This window comes from Pseudomonas carassii (assembly GCF_036324045.1).
Classification (GTDB): domain Bacteria; phylum Pseudomonadota; class Gammaproteobacteria; order Pseudomonadales; family Pseudomonadaceae; genus Aquipseudomonas; species Aquipseudomonas peradeniyensis.
Map to the genome: position 1 here is coordinate 253,345 of NZ_JAZDCT010000002.1, position 20,603 is coordinate 273,947.

The 20,603-nt window shown below is 67.1% G+C and carries 18 protein-coding genes; 16 read left to right on the forward strand and 2 right to left on the reverse strand.

Annotated features, from left to right (window positions below):
- Positions 1-66: 66 nt before the first annotated feature.
- From V0R62_RS02485 to V0R62_RS02525, 9 genes are all read left to right on the forward strand, one after another.
- Positions 67-1,239, forward strand: coding sequence for an isochorismate synthase (locus tag V0R62_RS02485; protein ID WP_330102584.1), 1,173 nt, complete (start codon positions 67-69; stop codon positions 1,237-1,239).
- Positions 1,240-1,265: 26 nt separating this feature from the next.
- Complete coding sequence (locus V0R62_RS02490; RefSeq protein WP_330102585.1) at positions 1,266-2,867, forward strand: (2,3-dihydroxybenzoyl)adenylate synthase; 1,602 nt, start codon at positions 1,266-1,268, stop codon at positions 2,865-2,867.
- Positions 2,868-2,884: 17 nt separating this feature from the next.
- Complete coding sequence (locus V0R62_RS02495; protein WP_330102586.1) at positions 2,885-3,751, forward strand: isochorismatase family protein; 867 nt, start codon at positions 2,885-2,887, stop codon at positions 3,749-3,751.
- On the forward strand, positions 3,751-4,500 hold the full coding sequence (dhbA, locus tag V0R62_RS02500; protein ID WP_330102587.1) for a 2,3-dihydro-2,3-dihydroxybenzoate dehydrogenase: 750 nt from the start codon (positions 3,751-3,753) through the stop codon (positions 4,498-4,500). The genes V0R62_RS02495 and dhbA overlap by 1 nt, the downstream gene beginning before the upstream one ends.
- Before the next feature lie 80 nt (positions 4,501-4,580).
- Complete coding sequence (locus V0R62_RS02505) at positions 4,581-5,876, forward strand: histidine decarboxylase (RefSeq protein WP_330102588.1); 1,296 nt, start codon at positions 4,581-4,583, stop codon at positions 5,874-5,876.
- A 421-nt stretch (positions 5,877-6,297) separates the two neighbouring features.
- Positions 6,298-7,365 (forward strand): GNAT family N-acetyltransferase, encoded by a 1,068-nt coding sequence (locus V0R62_RS02510; RefSeq protein WP_330102589.1) that lies wholly within the window; start codon positions 6,298-6,300, stop codon positions 7,363-7,365.
- 19 nt (positions 7,366-7,384) lie between these two features.
- Positions 7,385-8,368 carry a fatty acid desaturase family protein gene (locus V0R62_RS02515; RefSeq protein ID WP_330102590.1) on the forward strand — a complete coding sequence of 328 codons (984 nt, stop codon included), beginning with the start codon at positions 7,385-7,387 and terminating at the stop codon, positions 8,366-8,368.
- 514 nt (positions 8,369-8,882) lie between these two features.
- Complete coding sequence (locus tag V0R62_RS02520; protein WP_330102591.1) at positions 8,883-9,485, forward strand: cysteine dioxygenase family protein; 603 nt, start codon at positions 8,883-8,885, stop codon at positions 9,483-9,485.
- Positions 9,482-11,065 (forward strand): rhodanese-related sulfurtransferase, encoded by a 1,584-nt coding sequence (locus tag V0R62_RS02525; RefSeq protein ID WP_330102592.1) that lies wholly within the window; start codon positions 9,482-9,484, stop codon positions 11,063-11,065. Before V0R62_RS02520 ends, V0R62_RS02525 begins: the two co-directional genes overlap by 4 nt.
- A 174-nt stretch (positions 11,066-11,239) precedes the next feature.
- Here the strand turns inward: V0R62_RS02525 and paaX are convergent, their stop codons facing one another.
- Together paaX and paaY are read right to left on the reverse strand one after the other, a co-directional pair.
- Entirely contained in the window at positions 11,240-12,163 is a 924-nt protein-coding gene (paaX, locus tag V0R62_RS02530; protein WP_330102593.1) for a phenylacetic acid degradation operon negative regulatory protein PaaX, read from the reverse strand.
- Positions 12,164-12,222: 59 nt separating this feature from the next.
- Positions 12,223-12,822 (reverse strand): phenylacetic acid degradation protein PaaY, encoded by a 600-nt coding sequence (paaY, locus tag V0R62_RS02535; protein ID WP_330102594.1) that lies wholly within the window; start codon positions 12,820-12,822, stop codon positions 12,223-12,225.
- A gap of 341 nt (positions 12,823-13,163) precedes the next feature.
- Here paaY and paaF point away from each other — a divergent pair, with 341 nt between their 5' ends.
- The 7 genes from paaF to paaA all read left to right on the forward strand — a co-directional run bounded on the left by paaF (position 13,164) and on the right by paaA (position 20,595).
- Positions 13,164-13,937 (forward strand): 2,3-dehydroadipyl-CoA hydratase PaaF, encoded by a 774-nt coding sequence (gene paaF / locus V0R62_RS02540; RefSeq protein WP_330102595.1) that lies wholly within the window; start codon positions 13,164-13,166, stop codon positions 13,935-13,937.
- A 31-nt stretch (positions 13,938-13,968) separates the two neighbouring features.
- Entirely contained in the window at positions 13,969-14,763 is a 795-nt protein-coding gene (gene paaG, locus V0R62_RS02545) for a 2-(1,2-epoxy-1,2-dihydrophenyl)acetyl-CoA isomerase PaaG (protein WP_330102596.1), read from the forward strand.
- Between the two features lie 2 nt (positions 14,764-14,765).
- On the forward strand, positions 14,766-16,283 hold the full coding sequence (paaH, locus tag V0R62_RS02550; protein ID WP_330102597.1) for a 3-hydroxyacyl-CoA dehydrogenase PaaH: 1,518 nt from the start codon (positions 14,766-14,768) through the stop codon (positions 16,281-16,283).
- Entirely contained in the window at positions 16,276-16,725 is a 450-nt protein-coding gene (gene paaI / locus V0R62_RS02555; protein ID WP_203646647.1) for a hydroxyphenylacetyl-CoA thioesterase PaaI, read from the forward strand. The genes paaH and paaI overlap by 8 nt, the downstream gene beginning before the upstream one ends.
- A complete protein-coding gene (gene pcaF / locus V0R62_RS02560) occupies positions 16,718-17,938 on the forward strand; it encodes a 3-oxoadipyl-CoA thiolase (protein ID WP_330102598.1) in 1,221 nt (406 codons plus the stop codon). Before paaI ends, pcaF begins: the two co-directional genes overlap by 8 nt.
- Before the next feature lie 94 nt (positions 17,939-18,032).
- A complete protein-coding gene (paaK, locus tag V0R62_RS02565; RefSeq protein ID WP_330102599.1) occupies positions 18,033-19,352 on the forward strand; it encodes a phenylacetate--CoA ligase PaaK in 1,320 nt (439 codons plus the stop codon).
- 253 nt (positions 19,353-19,605) lie between these two features.
- A complete protein-coding gene (gene paaA, locus V0R62_RS02570) occupies positions 19,606-20,595 on the forward strand; it encodes a 1,2-phenylacetyl-CoA epoxidase subunit PaaA (RefSeq protein ID WP_232856184.1) in 990 nt (329 codons plus the stop codon).
- The last annotated feature ends 8 nt before the right edge of the window (positions 20,596-20,603 follow it).

Here is a 20,603-nt window from a genome sequence, read left to right on the forward strand (position 1 = left end):
ATTTACGAACGAGAATGATTATATTTCAAGCTTTTCTTTCTCACCCATCGGCCAAGGAGGCTACCCATGAAGACAGGCACCCTGCGTTTGCAAGACAGGGACACCGTGCCGCTCAGCCAAGAGGACTCGAGCTTTTCATTCACATCCGGCGACCGCGAGCTGAGCGTCAGCGGCCTGCGCGAGCGGATCGACACCCCGGCCAACGGCAGCCACCTGGCCGGCGGCGCACTGCGGCGCAGCATCGACCAGGCCTTCGAACGCGCCCGCCAGGCCGGGCAGGAAAACCCGATCGTGGTCGGCGCCATCCCCTTCGACACCACCCAGGCTTGCAGCCTGTACGTTCCCCAGGCCTATACCTGGCAGCAACGCACCGCGGCGCCCGCCCAGGCCGGCGCGCTGCCGGCGTTGCTCAGCCAGGCCAACATCCCCGACGAACACGGCTTCAAGCGCGCCGTGCGCCATGCCATCGTCAACTTCCAGCACAGCGATGTGCGCAAAGCCGTGCTCTCGGTGCAGCGTGAACTGCACTTCGCCGCGCCCGTGGACCCGGCACAGGTGCAGGCCAACCTCAAGGCGCTGAACCGCGAGGGCTACCACTTCCGCGTGCCCCTGGCCGATGGCGCCACCCTGCTGGGGGTAAGCCCCGAGCTGCTGGTGCACAAGCAAGGCACGGCGTTCGTCAGCAATCCGCTGGCGGGCTCGGTGCGGCGCATGGCCGACCCCGAGGCAGACCGCGCCAATGCGCAATGGCTGGCAGCGTCGGAGAAGGACCACTACGAGCACCGCCTGGTCACCGAGGACATCGCCCAGCGCGTCGGCGAACTGTGCAGCCGCCTGCAGGTCCCCGAGCGGCCGTCGCTGATCAGCACCGCCGCGCTGTGGCACCTGTCCACCCGCATCGAGGGCGAACTGGCCACGGCCGATATCGACGCCCTGCAACTGGCCTGCCGCCTGCACCCGACTCCCGCCGTGTGCGGCTACCCCACCGAGCGGGCACGCCAGCTGATCCGCTTCGTCGAACCCTTCGAGCGCGGCCTGTTCACCGGCATGGTTGGTTGGTGCGACGCCCAGGGCAATGGTGAGTGGGTGGTGACCATCCGCTGCGGCACCTTCAGCGGCCAGCGCGTGCGCCTGTTCGCCGGCGCCGGCATCGTCGAGGCCTCCAGCCCCGACACCGAATGGAACGAAGTGCAGACCAAGCTCGGCACCATGCTGCGCGCCTGCGGCCTGGACCATTGACCTTAAACCCGCTTTCCGAGATGCCCATGACCATCGAATTCACTCCCTGGCCCGCAGACCGGGCGCAGCGCTATCGCGCCGCCGGCTACTGGAACGACCAGCCGCTCAGCCAACTGTTGATCGAGCGCGCCGCCGCGCAGCCACAGGCCCCGGCGATCCTCTGCGGCGAACGCTGCATCAGCTACGGCGAACTGGACCGGCGCGCTTCCAACCTGGCCTCGCGTCTGGCCGCCCACGGCCTGGGCCAGGGCGACACGGCACTGGTGCAGTTGCCCAACGTCGCCGAGTTCTACATCGTGCTGTTTGCCCTGTTCAAGGCCGGCATCGCCCCGGTCAACGCGCTCTACAGCCACCGCCAGCACGAGCTGGGCGCCTTCGCCCGGCAGATCCACCCCGCCCTGCTGATCGCCTCGGCCGAGCATGAGGTGTTCCGCAACGACGCGTTCCTCGAGGATTTGGCCAAGGAAGGCCTGCGTCCGAAGCTGACACTGATGCTCGATGCCCTCGACGAATGGAGCGCCAGCGCCGATGTGCGCGGCACCCACTACGCGCCCAGCCCCGCCGGTGAGGTGGCGCTGTTCCAGCTGTCCGGCGGCAGCACCGGCACCCCCAAGCTGATCCCGCGTACCCACAACGACTACGCCTACAGCGTGCGGGCCAGCGCGCAGATCTGCGCCCTGGACAGCGCCACGCGCTTTCTCTGCGCCCTGCCCGCCGCGCACAACTACACCCTCAGCTCCCCCGGTGGACTGGGCGTGCTGCATGCCGGTGGCTGCATCGTCATGGCGGCCAATCCGGAGCCGCTCAACTGCTTCGCCCTGATCGAGCGCCATGCCGTGACCATGGTCGCCCTGGTGCCCAGCGCCGTGGCCCTGTGGCTGCAGGCCGCGCCCGGGCACGCGGCCAAGCTGCGCAGCCTGCGCCTGCTGCAGGTCGGCGGCGCCAGCTTCGCCGAGGCCCTGGCCCGCCAGGTCCCCGAGGTATTGGGCTGCCGCCTGCAACAGGTGTTCGGCATGGCCGAGGGCCTGGTCAACTACACCCGCCTGGACGACAGCGACGAGCAGGTGTTCACCACCCAGGGCCGGCCGATCAGCGAGCTGGACGAAGTGCGCATCCTTGATGAGCAGGGCCAGCCAGTCGCCGACGGCGAGCCAGGCATGCTCGCCACCCGTGGCCCCTACACCTTCTGCGGCTACTACAACAGTCCCGAGCACAACGCCCAAGTGTTCGACCTGGACGGCTTCTACCACTCCGGCGACATCGTCCAGCGCAGCGCCGACGGCAACCTGCGGGTGGTCGGGCGGGTCAAGGACCAGATCAACCGCGGCGGCGAGAAGGTCGCCTCGGAAGAGATCGAGAACCTGATCGTCATGCACCCGGACGTGACCCACGCCGCCCTCGTGGCGCTGCCCGACGACCTGCTCGGCGAAAAGAGCTGCGCCTTCATCGTCTCGCGCAACCCGCAGCTCAAGCCGATCGCCCTGCGCCGCCACCTGATGGGCCTGGGCATCGCCGAATACAAGCTCCCGGACCGGATCCGGCTGATCGACGCCATGCCGCTGACCGCGGTGGGCAAGATCGACAAGAAGCAACTGCGCGCGCTGCTCGCCGTCGCCCCGAGCGCCTGACCGTCCAAGGACCCAACATGACCATTCCAACCATCCACGACTATGCCATGCCACAGCGGGCCAGCTACCCGGCCAACAAGACCCAGTGGCAGCCCGACCCGGCCCGCGCCGTGCTGCTGATCCACGACATGCAGCGCTACTTCCTGCGCTTCTACCAGCCCGACGGCGCCCTGCTCACTGCCCTGGTGGACAACCTGTCGCGGTTGATCCAGTGGGCCCGCGAGCAGGACATCCCGGTGGTCTACACCGCCCAGCCCCATGAACAGCCGCCCGAGGACCGCGCTCTGCTCAACGCCATGTGGGGCCCGGGCCTGCCGGCGGCCAGCCCCGAACAGCAACCGATCATCGATGCCCTGGCGCCGCAGCCGGGCGACACGGTGCTGACCAAGTGGCGCTACAGCGCCTTCCAGCGCTCCGACCTGCTCGAGCGCATGCGCGGCTGGCAGCGCGACCAGTTGCTGATCGGCGGCGTGTACGCCCATATCGGCTGCATGATCACCGCCGCCGACGCCTTCATGAACGATATCCAGGCGTTCCTGGTGGGTGACGCGGTGGCCGACTTCTCCGAGGAGGAGCACCGCCTGGCCCTGAAGTACGTGGCCACCCGCTGCGGCCATGTCACCGACACCGCCGCCCTGCTGACCCAACCCGCGGGCGAGACCACCCGCGACTGGCTGCATGGCCGAGTGCGCCAGATGATCGAGGACGACAGCGACCTCGACCCACAGGAAAGCCTGATCTTCTACGGGCTGGACTCGCTGCAGGTGATGAAGCTGGCCGCCGAACTCAAGCAGCGTGGCATCGCCGTCAGCTTCGAGGAGCTGGCCAACGCGCCGACCCTGGACGGCTGGTGGTCGCTGGTGCAAGCGCGGGGGGCCGCCTGATGGCCATGGCCCGTTTCACCGGTCGGCGCGTGCTGGTCACAGGCGCAGCCAGCGGCATCGGCCGCTGCGTGGCACAGCAGTTTCTCGAGGAGGGCGCCGAGGTCATCGGCCTGGACTGCGAGGAGGCCGACGTGCCCTTCCCGCTGCTGCATGTCGACCTGACCGACCCGGCCGACGTACAGCGGGTCTGCGACCGCCTCAAGGAGCAGGCGCAGTACCTCGACGTGCTGGTCAATGTCGCCGGCGTGCTGCGCCTGGGGCGCAGCGACGAAGTGTCCTGCGAGGACTGGCAGCGCTGCCTGGATGTCAACGTGAGCGCGCCGTTCTACCTGATGCGCCAGTGGACCCCGGTGTTCCGCCGCCAGCGCCGCGGCGCCATCGTCAACGTCGCCTCCAACGCCGCCCACGTGCCGCGCCTGAACATGGCCGCCTACTGCGCCTCCAAGGCCGCGCTGGTCAGCCTCAGCCATTGCGTGGGCCTGGAGCTGGCGCCCTATGGCGTACGCTGCAACGTGGTGTCGCCGGGCTCGACGCGCACACCGATGCTCGCCGGCATGCTCGGCGACCCGGCGGGCGAACGCCAGCTGGTCGACGGCCTGCCTGAACAGTTCAAGCTCGGCGTGCCACTGGGCAAGATCGCAACGCCCGACGACATCGCCCAGGTGGTGCTGTTCCTGGCCTCCGAGCAGGCCGGGCACGTGACCCTGCAGGATATCGTGGTCGACGGCGGCGCCACCCTGGCCGCCTGAACCTGATGCGGCACTGACAAGGACTTTCACCCGCACCGCGCTCGGCCCTGGCCGGCCGAGCGCGCACCATGGAGCTGGACATGACATTCTCACCCGCCAACCACAAGCGTCTCGAGGCCTTCTGGCAGTACTGCCTCACCCACCAGTACTTCAACGTCGGCTACCCCGAGTCGGCCGACTTCGACTACAGCCTGCTGCACCGCTTCATGCGCTTTTCCATCAACAACTGCGGCGACTGGAACGAGCCCAGCAACTACCTGCTCAACTCCTTCGACTTCGAGCGCGAGGTGATGTGCTTCTTCGCCGAGCTGTTCCACATCCCGTTCGAGGACAGCTGGGGCTACGTCACCAACGGCGGCACCGAAGGCAACATGTTCGGCTGCTACCTGGCCCGCGAGCTGTTTCCCGACGCCACCCTCTACTACTCCAAGGACACCCACTACTCGGTGGCCAAGATCGTCCGCCTGCTGCGCATCAAGGCCCAGGTGGTGGAATCCCAGGCCAACGGCGAGATGGACTACGACGACCTGGTCGCGCGGATCGCGGCCGACGGCGAACGCCACCCGATCATCTTCGCCAATATCGGCACCACCCTGCGCGGCGCCACCGACAACATCGCCACCATTCAGCAGCGCCTCGCCCAGGCCGGCATCCGCCGCGAGGACTACTACCTGCATGCCGATGCGGCCCTGAGCGGCATGATCCTGCCCTTCGTCGACGCCCCCGAGCCCTACTCGTTTGCCGACGGCATCGACTCGATCTGCGTCTCCGGGCACAAGATGATCGGCTCGCCGATGCCCTGCGGCATCGTCGTGGCCCGGCGCGGCAACGTCGAGCGCATCTCGGTGGAAATCGACTACATCAGCGCCCGCGACCAGACCATCAGCGGCTCGCGCAACGGCCACACGCCACTGATGATGTGGGCCGCCCTGTGCAGCCGGTCGCTGGAGGATTGGCGCGCACGCATCCAGCGCTGCCTGGACCTGGCCCAGCATGCGGTGGACCGGCTGCGGGCGGCCGGCATCGAGGCCTGGCGCAACCCCAACTCAATCACCGTGGTGTTCCCCTGCCCCTCGGCCAGCGTGTGGAAACGCCATTGCCTGGCCACCTCGGGCGACACCGCGCATTTGATCACCACCGCCCACCACCAGGACAGCACGCAGATCGACGCGCTGCTCGACGAGGTGATCGCCGACCTCAAGGTCCGTGACAAACCCGTCACCCGAAACCCGCTGCAGGCGCCCCTGGTGGAGGGTCTGGGCAGTCGTACCCGGGTCTACAGCACGGCAGGGCAACCCCGGCCTGAGCCGCTGCCGGGCCATGCCAGACCCGCACGCGACAGCGGCCTTGCCCGCCTCAAGGACAGCGATATCTGAACGCCTGGTCGTCATTACAACCATTTACATGTAAGCCTTTTCCTACAGCGCACTGCTCCAGGACCTGGCGTGCCGAAAAACAGGGGGCGGGCCTGCCCGCCGCCTCGGCACCTTGCCTACGCAGCGCGTTGCCGCTTCCTGCCGATGCCCGTTTGACGGCCCCCTGCGTGGCTCTATAGTCCGTTTCCTGCCAGCGCCAAGGATTTGCGCTGGCCTTGGACAAGAACCCGCCATGTACAGGAGTCGTATGATGGCCATGCTCACGGATGACGCACGCTCGCCTCACCCTTCACACCCTTCACCCCGCCGCGCCGACCTGCGACGACATCCCCGTCACTGACCCCAGCCCCGCCACGTGCCCGTGACCTGCCCTGGGCGGTCACTGCCTTCGTTCGCCTTCAATAAAGACAAAAGGTGCGTCATGACTGCGACCCGTTCGCCGCAAACGGCCGTTGCGCCGTTGCCGGAAACCGAATCACTGCGTTATCGCCCAGCAAAACCCGACGATATCGAAGCCCTCGCCGCGCTGTTCCAGCAGGTCTATGGGCAGACCACCCACCCTTGCCAGAGCCCGGACTATATCCGCCACTCGATGGGCAGCGGGCAACAGCAGTGGTTCGTCGCCGAGGCCCAGGGCCAACTGCTCGGATGCTGCTGCATCGCCCGGCGCCCCTGGAACCGCTCGTGGGAAGTCTGCCACGGGGTGATCCACCCCGATGCGCGCAGGACCGGCGCCATCTCCAGCCTGGTGCGCCTGGGCTTTGAGACTCACCGGCCCGAGCCCTTGGAGCTGGGCTTCTACATCACCCGCAACATTGCCAGCCATGGCGTGATGAAGAAGATCCGTCCCGCAGTGCTCGTGGGGCACGACGGCGGCCCGGACAAGGTCGACGGCCTGCGCGAGTATCACCTGACCGCCATCCACCCGGTGCCCCAGGCCGGCTTTGTGCATATCGCGCCCTGGTACGTGACCACCCGCGCCGCCGAGTTCGTTCGCCGCCTGCTCTACCCTGCCCTGCAGCTCGCCGTCACCCCCGGCAACTACCCGGACACCTTCCTCAGCGGCCCCACCGGCGCCGAACGTCATGGCCAGCTCAGCTACACCCACGATCCCCAGGCCGGCGCGCTGATGCTGTCGGGCCAGTGCGGCCGTTACCCGTCGACCCAGGCCGTGCTGGCGGAGCTGGGCGCGCTGCTGCGCCAGCATGCACAGGCCGAGTACGTCAGCCTGCTGATCCTGGCCGACAAGCTGGAGCTGCTGGCCAGCCTGCGTCGCCTGGGCTTTGCCATCACCGCCTACCTGCCGGCCTGGCACCTGGAGAACGGCAGCCGCTACGACTGCCTCCAGCTGGTGTTCCAGGACTTCGCCGTGGCCCCGCGCAGCCATGGCTTCGACGACGACATCGCCCGTTTCGACCTGGCCTACGCGCACCTGGCCAACAACCTCTGCAGCATTCCCGCAGCCCCGGCTTCCCGGGCCGCCAGCTAACCGATCGGAGTTTTTGCAAGTGACCAAGGACCAATGGCTTAGTGTAAGAAAACAGATCCCCGACGGCGCCCGGGAACCCTGGACCGTGATGCTCTGGGTCGCCGACCTGCTGTTGTTGGCGGTGGCCTGGAACCTGTGGCTCGCCGACTCCACCGCCTTGCAGTTGCTGGGGCTGGCGCTGGCCGGCCTGGCTACCGTGCAGCTCTACCTGATCATGCACGAGGCGACCCACGGCGCCGCCTCGGCCAACCGCCGGCTCAACGACTTCATCGGCCACTGCGACGGCTGGCTGATCGCCTTGCCGTTCCTGGTCCGTCGGCGCTTCCACATGGCCCACCACACCTGGACCGCGCACCCGGTGAACGACCCGGAGAACCGCGGCATGATCGAGCGCTTCTCGGTGATGACGAAAAAACAGGAGCGCACCCTGGAGTTCGTCTGGAAGCACTGGATCCCGATGATCGCCGCCAACCATTTCCTGCTCAACTGGCGCGCGCCGTTCATTGCCCGGGCCAAGGGCGACAGTTCGCCGAGGATTCTCAAGGAGATCCGCTTCGCCCGCCTGTACCTGGCCTGTTACCTGGCGGCGGCCGTGCTGGCCTGGAGCCTTGGGCACCTGCTGGACCTGGTGCTGTTCTACGGGATCACCTGGGTATTCCTGTTCTTCATGGTCGAGCTGCTCAACCTGCCCCACCATGCCGAGGCGCCGTTGCTGCCGAGGGACGCCGACCGCCTGCAGTTCTGGGAGCAGGACGGGGTATCCCACGACTGCAAGGACCTGCCGCTGTGGTCGCGCTATGTGATCCTCAATTTCAACCTGCACATCGTCCACCACGCCTTCCCCTCGGTGCCGTGGTACCGGTTGGCCCAGGTGCAGAAGCTGCTGAGCGAACATGAGGTCGGCCATGCACCGTCGCAGACCCATGAGTGGGAGTTCGCGGTGAAGAACCGGCGGCGGCCGTTGTTGCAGCTGATGGGGCATTTCTTCGATCAGCGGGGTTGAAACCCGGGGGCTGCTGTGCAGCCCTTTCCGACCGGTCCGACGCCTCGGCAAGGCCACTCCTACACAGGCACGCGATCGCCTGTAGGAGCGGCCTTGTGCCGCGAAAGGGGCGCAATGCGCCCCAGCAATCCTCAGCCATGAACATGCAGGTTCGGCGCCTACCTCAACCCCAGATTCGCCCGCAAAGTAACCCCCTCATACTCACACCGGAATATCCCCACCCGCTGCAACCCCAGCACCACCTGCCCGCCCCATTCATCCAGCCCACCCGACAGGTTGAGACCATCTGAGTCTCTCCTCCAATCCGCACTGATGGTCATTGCGCCCAAGCCACAAAGTGAGCGTTCGCCGACTGCTTGCCCGTTGACGACGGTCACGCGTGCATCAACATCATCTATATTCATTCTTAATTCGCATAATAAATATCTGGATAAATACACAAGAAGAATAATACCTTTCCCCTTGCCACGGCAGTGCGAGGCGCTGCCTCACTTGACGGACATCGAGGAACGACATGTCTCAATCACTCAACCTCGGACGGCTACGCGGTTTCATCGGCGAGCTGGCCGCCCTCCTTGCCCAGGCGCCGGACGAGCCACACCTGCTCGATCACGGTGCTCGGCTGCTGCGCGACCTGGTGAGTGTCGACGACTGGCTGCCGGACGATTACGCCCGGCCCAGCCCGGAGCGCTACCAGCAGTACCTGCTGCACGCCGACTCCAGTCAGCGGTTTTCCATCGTCAGTTTCGTCTGGGGGCCGGGCCAGGAAACGCCCGTGCATGATCATCGCACCTGGGGCCTGATCGGCATGCTGCGCGGCAGCGAGATCAGCCAGGGCTATGCCCTGTCAGGCGGCGCCCTGCAACTGGAGGGACCGGCCGAACGGCTGGAACCCGGTCAGGTGATCGCGGTGTCGCCGCGCATCGGCGACCTGCACCAGGTGCGCAACGCCCATGCCGACTGCACCTCCATCAGCATCCATGTCTATGGCGCCAATATCGGCGCGGTGCGCCGTGCGGTGTACAGCGCCGAGGGCGCAGAGAGGCCCTTCATTTCCGGCTATTCCAACAACCACCTGCCCAACCTCTGGGATCTGTCGAAAGAGAACCGCGCATGAGCCAGGCCACCCGTCGCACCTATCCCGCCATCCGCACCGCCCTCCTTGCCGGCCAGGAACTGGCCTTGCTCGATGTCCGCGAGGAAGACCCTTTCGCCCAGGCCCATCCGCTGTTCGCCGCCAATGTGCCGCTGTCGCGCCTGGAGATGGAGATCTACGCCCGAGTGCCACACCGTGACACGCCCATCACCGTCTACGACGACGGCGAAGGCCTGGCGTCGACCGCCGCGCAGCGCCTGCTCGCCCTCGGCTACACCGACGTGGCGCTGCTCGAAGGCGGCCTGGCCGGTTGGCGCGAAGCGGGTGGCGAGTTATTCCGCGATGTCAACGTGCCGAGCAAGGCCTTCGGCGAACTGGTCGAGGCCGAGCGCCATACGCCCTCGTTGGCTGCCGAAGAGGTCAAGGCGCTGCTTGACGCCAACGCCGATGTGGTAGTGCTGGATGCCCGCCGCTTCGACGAATACCAGACCATGAGCATCCCCGGCGGCATCAGCGTGCCCGGCGCCGAACTGGTGCTGCGCGTGGCGGAGCTGGCCCCCGATCCGGCCACCCGGGTGATCGTCAACTGCGCCGGGCGCACCCGCAGCATCATCGGCACCCAGTCGCTGGTCAATGCCGGCGTCCCCAACCCAGTGGCGGCCCTGCGCAACGGCACCATCGGCTGGACCCTCGCCGGGCAGACGCTGGAGCAAGGCCAGTCGCGCCGTTTCCGCGCCGTGACCGCCGCCACCCGCGACAGCGCCGCGCAACGCGCCCGCCAGGTGGCCAACCGCGCCGGTGTGGCACGCATCGATCTGGCAGGCCTGCGCCAATGGCAAGCCGAAGCGCGGCGCACCACCTACCTGTTCGATGTGCGCACGCCCGAGGAGTTTGCCCTGGGTCACCTGCCCGGCGCCCGCTCCTCGCCCGGTGGCCAGCTGGTGCAGGAGACCGACCATGTCGCCAGTGTGCGCGGCGCGCGTCTGGTGCTGGTGGACGACGACGGCGTGCGCGCCAACATGAGCGCGTCGTGGCTGGCCCAGATGGGCTGGGAGGTGGCGGTACTCGATGGGTTGTCCTCGGACGACTTCACGCAAACCGGTGCCTGGGTCGCGCCCGTGCCGGCGCCGCCCCAGGCCGAGACCATCAGCCCCGCCCGCCTCGCCGACTGGCTATCGGAGCCCGGTACCCAGGTGCTGGACTTCACCACCAGCGCCAACCATGTCAGCCAGCATATTCCTGGCGCGGTGTGGGCGCTTCGCAGCCAGCTGAAGGAGGTGCTGGCGTCACTGTCCGGAGCTCGACGCTTAGTCCTGACTTGTGGCTCGAGCCAACTGGCGCGCTATGCCGCACCGGAGGTGGCGGCCCTGAGCGGCAAGCCGGTGTTCGTGCTTGAAGGCGGCAACAGCGCCTGGAATGCCGAAGGGCTGGCGACCGAGCAAGGCGAGCAGCGCCTGGGCGCGCCACGTATCGATCGCTATCGTCGCCCCTACGAGGGCACCGACAATCCACGGGAGGCGATGCAGGGGTATCTGGATTGGGAGTTCGGGTTGGTGGACCAGTTGGGGCGGGATGGGACCCACGGGTTCTTTGTGATCTGAAGAAAAACACCCGACTATTGGCCCTGCGCTGTCGCGCAGAGAGCCATGATTGCGCGGCTGGCGCGCACCCTGTAGGAGCGGCTTTAGCCGCGAAGCAAGCGACGCGGTGGGTGGCACCGGCTTTGCCGGTGTTCGCGGCTAAAGCCGCTCCTACAGGTCTCTGCTATACCAATCTCAGCCAAGCCCGCCAAACCGCCGATAGTAACTCTCGTTGGCATCCGGCAACGGCCCATCCGCCGTCTCCAGCGCACTGGCCAGGTACTCCTCCGCCCTGCCCTGCACCAGCCGGTACAGGTTGCGGCACAGCTGGCGCGCCGCGCGCCCTTCCCAATCCCCCGGCAACAACTCGTCCGGCAGTTGCGGATCACGCAACAACAGGCGGCGGTATTCGTGAATCAGCAACGTGCGCGCCAGGAAGCAGTCCTGCGGGCTCGGCGCTTCGAGGTCCTTCATGGACTGCCACAGCGGGCGGAACAGGCGGATGAACTCGCTGTAGTGCTGGCCCAGTTCTTCGATATTCCAGCTTTCCCGCACCTGGGCGCGCAGGGCCTTGGAGGCCAACACTTCCTGGGCGTGAGTCTCGAAGACGATGCAGTCGTCCTCGGCGTCCTGCTCGCGCAGGGTCGCGGCGAGGTCGGCGCGGTCGGTGCGCGGGCAGCCCAGCAGGTTCGCGCCCATGGCGCCGAAGCCCTGCCATTCCAGCTCTTCGCGCACGGCCTTGCGCTTGCCAGCGTCGAGCTGCGCCAGCAGCACCAGGGTCCAGGCGCCATTCCAGGCCGGCAGGCTGGCGCTGTAGACGCGCTTGAAGGCTTTCTCGAAACGCCGCCGACCGGTGCCGGTCAGGCTGTAGTAGCTGCGTCGGCCGACCTTCTCGGCGGTCAGCCAGCCTTCCTTGGTCAGGCGGAAGATCGAGGTGCGGATCAGCCGTTCATTGATGCCCATCGGCTCCAGCAGGTTGATCAGGCTGCCCAGCCAGACCGTGCCGCCATGGGGTTCGATGGCATCGCCATAGAGGGTGATGATCAGGGAGCTGGCGCGGATCGGCGTCTGCTCCTGGAAACGGGTGATCAGGTGACTCAGGGGGGCAAGGCTGCTCATGGGGGGACGAGGCGCGGCTAAAGCCTCGACTATACCTGCCTGCCGCGACCGCGCAAGGCTCATGCGCCGCCCTCGGCCTTGGGCCTGAAGCCGGAGTCGCCCATTCGTGGGCGGTCCGCTTCGGGTGTGGTCAGCGGCGGGCACTCCACCAGCGCGGTCATGCAGCGCCGGGCCAGGCTGTGGTATTCGGCGGTGCCGCGCTGCTTCCAGGCCAGCTCCTGGTCGCTGAGCGGGCGCTTGACCTCGGCCGGCGCGCCAACCACCAGGCGCTGCTCCGGGCAGGTGAACCCCGCCTTGACGAAGGCCGTGGCGGCGACGATGCAGCGTGGGGCGATATGCGCGCCGTCCATGACCACCGCGTTCATGCCGACCAGGGCGTCCTCGCCTATCCGACAGCCGTGCAGCACCGCGCCATGGCCGATATGGCCGTTGCGCTCGACCACTGTGTCAGCGCCGGGGAAACCGTGCATCACGCAGGTGTCCTGCAGGTTCGCGCCCTCTTCCAGGATGATTCGCCCGAAATCGCCGCGCAGCGAGGCCAGGGGGCCGATGTAGCAGTTGGGGCCGACCAGGACGTCGCCGATCAGTACGGCGCTGGGGTGTACATAGGCGCTGGGATGAACCACTGGGGTCAGGCCGTCGAGGCGATAGCAGGGCATGGGCTGGGTGCTCGATATGATTCAGAAGACCAAACGATCCTGTATCAGATCAAATCACTTAGTCAATGCCTACCTGATGTATCGCTTTCTTCACAAAGCTTCAGGACAGTGATGACCTAATCGCCGGGCAAGCTAGCTCCAACAAATGGCTAAAACAGCGAGGCAGCGTGGGAGCGGGCTTGCCCCGCGATAGCGTCACTCGCCTCAAATAAAGATACTAAATTACAATCTAGATGTTGATTTTACGTATCGCTTTGTACGTATACTTGCCCCAGCACCACGAACAATTCCAAGAAAAGCCGGCCCCATCCGGCGCCGAACGTGCAGCCTGAGGTACCCCCATGCCAAGCAACCTCATCGTGCAGGCCCCGGCGGACGGCGTCCGCCTGATCACCCTGCACCGCCCGCAAGCCCTCAACGCCCTGAACACGGCGCTACTGGAAGAGCTGGCCGCAGAACTGGACGCCGCCGACCAGGATCCAGAGACCCGCGCCGTGGTCATCACCGGCAGCCGCAAGGCCTTCGCCGCCGGCGCCGACATCAATGAAATGGCCCAGCGCGACCTGGTCGGCATCCTCAACGATCCACGCGTGGCCCACTGGCAGCGCATCGCCGCCTTTGGCAAGCCGCTGATCGCCGCCGTCAACGGCTTCGCCCTCGGCGGCGGCTGCGAACTGGTGATGTGCGCCGACATCGTCATCGCCGGCAGCGACGCCCGTTTCGGCCAGCCGGAAATCAACCTCGGCATCATCCCCGGCGCCGGCGGCACCCAACGCCTGCTGCGCGCCGTGGGCAAGCCGCTGGCCATGCAGATGGTCCTCGGCGGCGAAGCCATCGATGCCCGTCATGCCCTGCAGGCAGGCCTGGTCGGCGAAGTCACCCAGCCCGAGCTCACCGTCGAGCGCGCCCTGCAGGTGGCCAGCGCCATCGCCGCCAAGGCGCCGCTGGCGGTACGCCTGGCCAAGGAGGCGTTGCTCAAGGCCCAGGACATGGACCTGGCGAGCGGCCTGCGCTTCGAGCGCCACGCCTTCACCCTGCTGGCCGGCACCGCCGACCGCAAAGAAGGCATCCAAGCCTTCCAGGAAAAACGCCCGGTCCGATTCCAAGGGCTGTAAGCCTTCCACCGACAGACGGAGCGAGCCAGTCATGTCCTTCCAGCACATCCTGTTTTCCATTGGCGACGACGGCGTCGCCCTGCTTTCGCTGAACCGGCCCGAGCAGCTCAACAGCTTCAACAGCGCCATGCATCTGGAAGTGCGCGAGGCGCTGAAGCTGGTGCGCCAGAGCGAAACCGCCCGGGTGCTGCTGCTGACCGGCGAAGGCCGTGGCTTCTGCGCCGGCCAGGACCTGGCCGACCGCAACGTCGCGCCCGGCGCCGAGCTGCCTGACCTTGGTCAGTCCATCGAACAGTTCTACAACCCGCTGGTGCGCAGCCTGCGCGACCTGCCGCTGCCGGTGATCTGCGCGGTCAACGGCGTGGCCGCCGGCGCCGGCGCCAACCTGCCGCTGGCCTGCGACCTGGTGCTGGCGGCGCGCTCGGCAAGCTTCATCCAGGCGTTCTGCAAGATCGGCCTGGTGCCGGACTCCGGCGGCACCTGGCTGCTGCCGCGCCTGGTCGGCATGGCCCGGGCCAAGGCACTGGCCCTGCTGGGCGAGCGCCTGAGCGCCGAGCAGGCCGAGCAATGGGGGCTGATCCACCGGGTGGTGGACGATGCCGCGCTGCGCGACGAAGCGCTCAAGCTCGCCCGCCACCTGGCGACCCAGCCCACCTATGGCCTGGCCCTGATCAAGCGCGCCCTCAACCAGAGCTTCGACAACCGCTTCGACGAACAACTGGAACTGGAGCGCGACCTGCAACGCCTGGCCGGGCGCAGCGAGGACTACCGCGAGGGCGTCGGTGCCTTCATGAACAAACGCACACCTCTGTTCAAGGGGCGCTGACCATGGCCGCACTCGACAACGACGCCCTGGTGGCGGTGATCGGCGCCGGTGCCATGGGGGCCGGCATCGCCCAGGTGGCGGCCCAGGCCGGGCACCCGGTATGCCTGTATGACAACCGCCCCGGCGCCGCCGCGCAGGCCATCGAGGGTATCGACCGGCAACTCGGCCGACTGGTCGAGAAAGGCAGGCTCACCCCTGACAACCACAGCGCCATCCGCGCTCGCCTGCAACCGATCGACAGCCTCGACGGTCTTGCCGATGCCCGCCTGGTGATCGAGGCCATCGTCGAGAGCCTGCCGATCAAGCAAGAACTGCTACGCCAGCTTGAAGCCCGCTGCGCCGACGACTGCATCCTGGCCAGCAACACCTCTTCGCTGTCGATCACCAGCCTTGCCGCCGGGCTCCGGCACCCTGAACGGGTGATCGGCATGCACTTCTTCAACCCGGCACCGCTGATGGCACTGGTGGAGGTCGTGTCCGGGCTGGCCACGGCGCCGACACTGGCGACCACCCTGTACGACACCGCCCGTAACTGGGGCAAGCAACCGGTGCATGCCCGTTCGACGCCGGGCTTTATCGTCAACCGCGTGGCTCGACCCTTCTACGCTGAAAGCCTGCGCCTGCTGCAGGAGGGGGCCGCCGACTGCGCCACCCTCGATGCCCTGCTGCGCGACGCCGGAGGCTTTCGCATGGGCGCCTTCGAGTTGACTGACTTGATCGGTCACGACGTCAACTACGCGGTGACCTGCTCGGTGTTCGAGGCGTTCTATGGCGATTTCCGCTTCCAGCCATCGCTGGTGCAAAAAGAGCTGGTCGACGCCGGGCGCCTCGGGCGCAAGTCTGGCCAGGGCTTCTACAGCTACGCCGAAGGTGCCGAGCGACCAGAGCCTGCGGCACTCACCAGCCAGGCGCCTGTCGAGCGCTGCACGGTGGAAGGTGACCTCGGTGTCCTGCGGCCCCTGGTCGAGCGCCTGCGCGCCAAGGGTATCGGCATCACCGAACGCGCTGGCAGCGGCCTGCTGCGGGTGGGGGACGCCACCCTGGCGCTGTCCGATGGCCGCCTGGCCAGCCAGCGCGCCCGCGAGGACGGCTTGCGCAACCTGGTGCTGCTGGACCTGGCCCTGGACTACGCCAACGCCACGCGCCTGGCCATCAGCCACGGCGCCGAGTGCAGTGCCGAGGCCCTGGACCAGGCCGTCGCCCTGCTCGCCCGGGCCGGGCTGAGCGTCTGTCCGGTGGCCGACCTGCCCGGCCTGGTAGTGCTGCGCACCGTGGCCATGCTCGCCAACGAGGCCGCCGACGCGGTATTGCAGGGCGTCGGGACGCCTGGCGACATCGACCTGGCGATGCGCGCCGGGGTCAATTACCCACGCGGCCCGCTGGCCTGGGCCGACGGCCTGGGGGTCAGCTTCACCCTGAACGTACTCGACAACCTGCAACGCAGCTACGGTGAGGAGCGTTACCGCCCGTCCCTGCTGCTACGCCGTACCCACGCCGAAGGAGGCCGCCTGCATGGCTGAACAATCCGCACACACCCTGGCCCGCGCTTGCGCCCAGGCCATGTTCGCCCGCGACGCCGCCAGCCAGGGCCTGGGCATCGAACTGCTCGACGCCGGCCCCGGCAGCGCCCGGCTGGGCATGCGCGTGCGCGCCGACATGCTTCAGGGCCACGGCACCTGCCACGGCGGCTACCTGTTCGCCCTGGCCGACTCGGCCTTCGCCTTTGCCTGCAACAGCTACGATGAAGCCGCCGTGGCCCTGGGTTGCAGCATCGACTATGTGGCGCCGGCACGCCTGGGCGATCAGTTGCTGGCCACCGCCAGCGAACAGAGCCGCAAGGGCCGCACCGGCAACTACGACGTGCGCATCGAGAACCAGCAGGGCGAGTTGATCGCCCTGTTCCACGGCAAATCCTACAAAGTGCGCGGCACCGTGTTGTCGCCGGAGACCTCCCATGACTGATGCCACCCTGCCCCACGCGCTGATCATCGATGCCGTGCGCACGCCCATCGGCCGCTATGGCGGCGCCCTGGCGAGCGTGCGCCCCGACGACCTCGCCGCAGTGCCGATCAAGGCACTGATGGCGCGCCACCCCGAGCTGGACTGGGCGGCCGTGGACGATGTGATCCTCGGCTGCGCCAACCAGGCCGGAGAAGACAACCGCAACGTCGCGCGCATGGCCGGCCTGCTGGCCGGACTACCGATCGAGGTACCCGGCACCACCCTCAACCGCCTGTGCGGCTCGGGCCTGGACGCCATCGGCAACGCCGCCCGCGCCCTGCGCTGCGGCGAGGCCGGGCTGATGCTGGCCGGCGGCGTCGAGTCGATGTCGCGGGCGCCCTTCGTCATGGGCAAGTTGGAACAGGCCTTCGGCCGCAGCGCGCAGCTGTTCGACACCACCATCGGCTGGCGCTTCGTCAACCCGTTGATGCAGGCGCAATACGGCATCGACTCGATGCCCGAGACCGCCGAGAACGTCGCCGAGCGCTTCGCCATCTCCCGCGAGGACCAGGACGCCTTCGCCCTGCGCAGCCAGCTCAAGGCCGCCGCCGCCCAGGCCAATGGCCGCCTGGCCCGGGAGATCGTCGCAGTGGAGATCCCTCAGCGCAAAGGCCCGGCCAAGCGCGTCGAGCACGACGAACATCCACGGGGAGACACCACCCTTGAGCAACTGGCGCGCCTGGGCACGCCGTTCCGCGAGGGCGGCAGCGTCACCGCCGGCAATGCCTCGGGCGTCAACGACGGCGCCTGCGCCCTGCTCCTGGCCAGCCCCGCGGCAGCCCGGCGACATGGCCTCAAGGCTCGCGGCCGGGTCCTTGGCCTCGCGGTGGCGGGCGTCGAGCCGCGACTGATGGGCATCGGCCCGGTGCCGGCCACCCGCAAGGTGCTGGAACTGACCGGCCTGTCCCTGGCCGACATGGACGTGATCGAACTCAACGAAGCCTTCGCCGCCCAGGGCCTGGCCGTGCTGCGCGAGCTGGGCCTGGCCGATGACGATCCCCGGGTCAACCCCAACGGCGGCGCCATCGCCCTGGGCCACCCGCTGGGCATGAGCGGCGCACGGCTGGTCACCACCGCCCTGCACCAGCTGGAGCAGACCGGCGGGCGCTACGCCCTGTGCACCATGTGCATCGGCGTCGGCCAGGGCATCGCCCTGGTGCTCGAACGCCTCTGATCAGCCGCCCGAGACGCCACGCGACGCGGGCAGTATGCTGCCTGCCATGACACTCAGGGCTTCGGCCCACGACAAGAACAACTCGAGTGAAACCATGAATCTCTACCACGATGCCGACCGCGCCCTGCTCGACCCGATGGAAACCGCCAGCCTCGACGCGCTGCGCCAGCACCAGCTGGAGCGCCTGCGCTGGAGCCTGAACCACGCCTACGCCAACGTGCCGCTGTATCGCCAGCGTTTCGACGCCTGCGGCGCCCACCCCGATGACCTGAAGTCGCTGGACGACCTGGCGAAGTTCCCCTTCACCGGCAAGAACGACCTGCGCGACAACTACCCCTATGGCATGTTCGCCGTGCCCCAGGACCAGGTGGTGCGCCTGCACGCCTCCAGCGGCACCACCGGCAAGCCGACGGTGGTCGGCTACACCCAGAACGACATCGACACCTGGGCCAACGTGGTGGCGCGCTCGATCCGCGCCGCCGGCGGGCGTCGCGGCGACAAGGTACATGTGTCCTACGGTTACGGCCTGTTCACTGGCGGCCTGGGCGCGCATTACGGCGCCGAGCGCCTGGGCTGCACGGTGATCCCCATGTCCGGCGGCCAGACCGAGAAGCAGGTGCAGCTGATCCGCGACTTCCAGCCAGACATCATCATGGTCACGCCCTCGTACATGCTCAACCTGGCCGACGAGATCGAGCGCCAGGGCATCGACCCGCACGACCTCAAGCTGCGCCTGGGCATCTTCGGCGCCGAACCCTGGACCGACGAACTGCGCCGCTCCATCGAGCAGCGCCTGGGCATCGATGCGCTGGACATCTACGGGCTGTCGGAAATCATGGGCCCGGGCGTGGCCATGGAATGCCTCGAGACCAAGGACGGCCCGACCATCTGGGAGGACCACTTCTACCCTGAGATCATCGACCCGGTCAGCGGCGCCGTGCTGCCGGACGGCCAGCTCGGCGAGCTGGTGTTCACCTCGCTGAGCAAGGAGGCATTGCCGATGGTGCGCTACCGCACCCGCGACCTGACCCGCCTGCTGCCCGGCACGGCGCGGCCGATGCGGCGCATCGGCAAGATCACCGGGCGCAGTGACGACATGCTGATCATCCGCGGGGTCAATGTGTTCCCGACGCAGATCGAGGAGCAGGTGCTTAAGATTAAACAACTTTCAGAGCTATATGAGATTCATCTGTATCGCAATGGAAACCTCGACAGCGTCGAGGTGCATGTGGAACTGCGCAACGACAGCCAGTACCTCGACGAGGGCCAGCGCAAGCAGGTGGTGGGCGAGCTGGCGCGGCAGATCAAGACCTATATCGGTATCAGCACGCAGGTTCAGTTGCAGCCTTGTGGCACGCTGAAGCGTTCGGAGGGCAAGGCTTGTCATGTGTATGACAAGCGACTTGCTGGCTGACGGCAAGCACTGAGAATGGAGCCCCGGCATGGTCCGGGGCTTTTTTTTGCCTCGAGAAAGCCGGGGGCGCGTTGCCCTGTAGGAACGGCCTTGCCGAGGCGTCGGACCGGTCGGATAGGGCTACGCAGCAGCCCCAGCAACCCCAATGCGATACACAAATCTTATTTGATACATCAAATACTGTTTGATGTTGTGTTTTGTATCGCTTATAAATGACCCACGCCCCAAGCAGCCCACAACCGGGAGCCCGAACATGTACGCACAGCTCGTAGAAACCGGCGTCAAGCGCCTCAAGTCCCTGGAGGAGATGTCGCCCGAAGAGCGCGCCTTCCAGGAGAAGATCGACGCCGAGATCAAGATCGAAGCCAAGAACTGGATGCCGGAGGCCTACCGCCAGACCCTCATCCGCCAGATCTCCCAGCACGCCCACTCGGAAATCGTCGGCATGCTCCCGGAAGGCAACTGGGTCACCCGCGCCCCGTCGCTCAAGCGCAAGCTGCAGCTGATGGCCAAGATCCAGGACGAAGCCGGCCACGGCCTGTACCTGTACAGCGCCATGGAAACCCTCGGCGCCGACCGCGACGAAGAGATCGCCAGGCTGCACAGTGGCAAGGCCAAGTACTCGAGCATCTTCAACTACCCGACCCTGAGCTGGGCCGACATGGGCGCGGTGGGCTGGCTGGTGGATGGCGCGGCGATCGTCAACCAGGTGGTGCTGCAACGCACCTCCTACGGTCCCTACTCCCGCGCCATGATCCGCATCTGCAAGGAAGAGAGCTTCCACCAGCGCCAGGGCTACGAACTGCTGCTGACCATGATGCGTCACGGCACCCAGGCGCAGAAGGACATGGTCCAGGACGCCATCGACCGCCTGTGGTGGCCGGCGCTGATGATGTTCGGCCCCAGCGACGAGCATTCCCCCAACAGCGCCCAGTCCATGGCCTGGAAGATCAAGCGCCAGACCAACGACGAACTGCGCCAGCGTTTCATCGACCAGACCGTGCCCCAGCTCGAACTGCTCGGCTGCACCGCGCCGGATCCGGCCCTGAAGTGGAACGAGGCCCGCGGCCACTACGACTTCGGCGAGATCCAGTGGGACGAGTTCTACGAAGTGATCAAAGGCAACGGCCCGTGCAACCAGGAACGCCTGGCCACCCGGCGCAACGCCATCGAAAGCGGTGCCTGGGTGCGCGAGGCCGCCGTGGCCTATGCCCGCAAGCAACAGAACAAGAACGCCGCCTGAAGCGGCGA

Bases quoted from the DNA above. Each gene is read 5' to 3' on its own strand.
- V0R62_RS02485 (WP_330102584.1), top strand. From the start codon at position 67: ATGAAGACAGGCACCCTGCGTTTGCAAGACAGGGACACCGTGCCGCTC.
- V0R62_RS02490 (WP_330102585.1), top strand. From the start codon at position 1,266: ATGACCATCGAATTCACTCCCTGGCCCGCAGACCGGGCGCAGCGCTAT.
- V0R62_RS02495 (WP_330102586.1), top strand. From the start codon at position 2,885: ATGACCATTCCAACCATCCACGACTATGCCATGCCACAGCGGGCCAGC.
- dhbA (WP_330102587.1), top strand. From the start codon at position 3,751: ATGGCCATGGCCCGTTTCACCGGTCGGCGCGTGCTGGTCACAGGCGCA.
- V0R62_RS02505 (WP_330102588.1), top strand. From the start codon at position 4,581: ATGACATTCTCACCCGCCAACCACAAGCGTCTCGAGGCCTTCTGGCAG.
- V0R62_RS02510 (WP_330102589.1), top strand. From the start codon at position 6,298: ATGACTGCGACCCGTTCGCCGCAAACGGCCGTTGCGCCGTTGCCGGAA.
- V0R62_RS02520 (WP_330102591.1), top strand. From the start codon at position 8,883: ATGTCTCAATCACTCAACCTCGGACGGCTACGCGGTTTCATCGGCGAG.
- V0R62_RS02525 (WP_330102592.1), top strand. From the start codon at position 9,482: ATGAGCCAGGCCACCCGTCGCACCTATCCCGCCATCCGCACCGCCCTC.
- paaX (WP_330102593.1), bottom strand. From the start codon at position 12,163: ATGAGCAGCCTTGCCCCCCTGAGTCACCTGATCACCCGTTTCCAGGAG.
- paaY (WP_330102594.1), bottom strand. From the start codon at position 12,822: ATGCCCTGCTATCGCCTCGACGGCCTGACCCCAGTGGTTCATCCCAGC.
- paaF (WP_330102595.1), top strand. From the start codon at position 13,164: ATGCCAAGCAACCTCATCGTGCAGGCCCCGGCGGACGGCGTCCGCCTG.
- paaG (WP_330102596.1), top strand. From the start codon at position 13,969: ATGTCCTTCCAGCACATCCTGTTTTCCATTGGCGACGACGGCGTCGCC.
- paaH (WP_330102597.1), top strand. From the start codon at position 14,766: ATGGCCGCACTCGACAACGACGCCCTGGTGGCGGTGATCGGCGCCGGT.
- paaI (WP_203646647.1), top strand. From the start codon at position 16,276: ATGGCTGAACAATCCGCACACACCCTGGCCCGCGCTTGCGCCCAGGCC.
- pcaF (WP_330102598.1), top strand. From the start codon at position 16,718: ATGACTGATGCCACCCTGCCCCACGCGCTGATCATCGATGCCGTGCGC.
- paaK (WP_330102599.1), top strand. From the start codon at position 18,033: ATGAATCTCTACCACGATGCCGACCGCGCCCTGCTCGACCCGATGGAA.
- paaA (WP_232856184.1), top strand. From the start codon at position 19,606: ATGTACGCACAGCTCGTAGAAACCGGCGTCAAGCGCCTCAAGTCCCTG.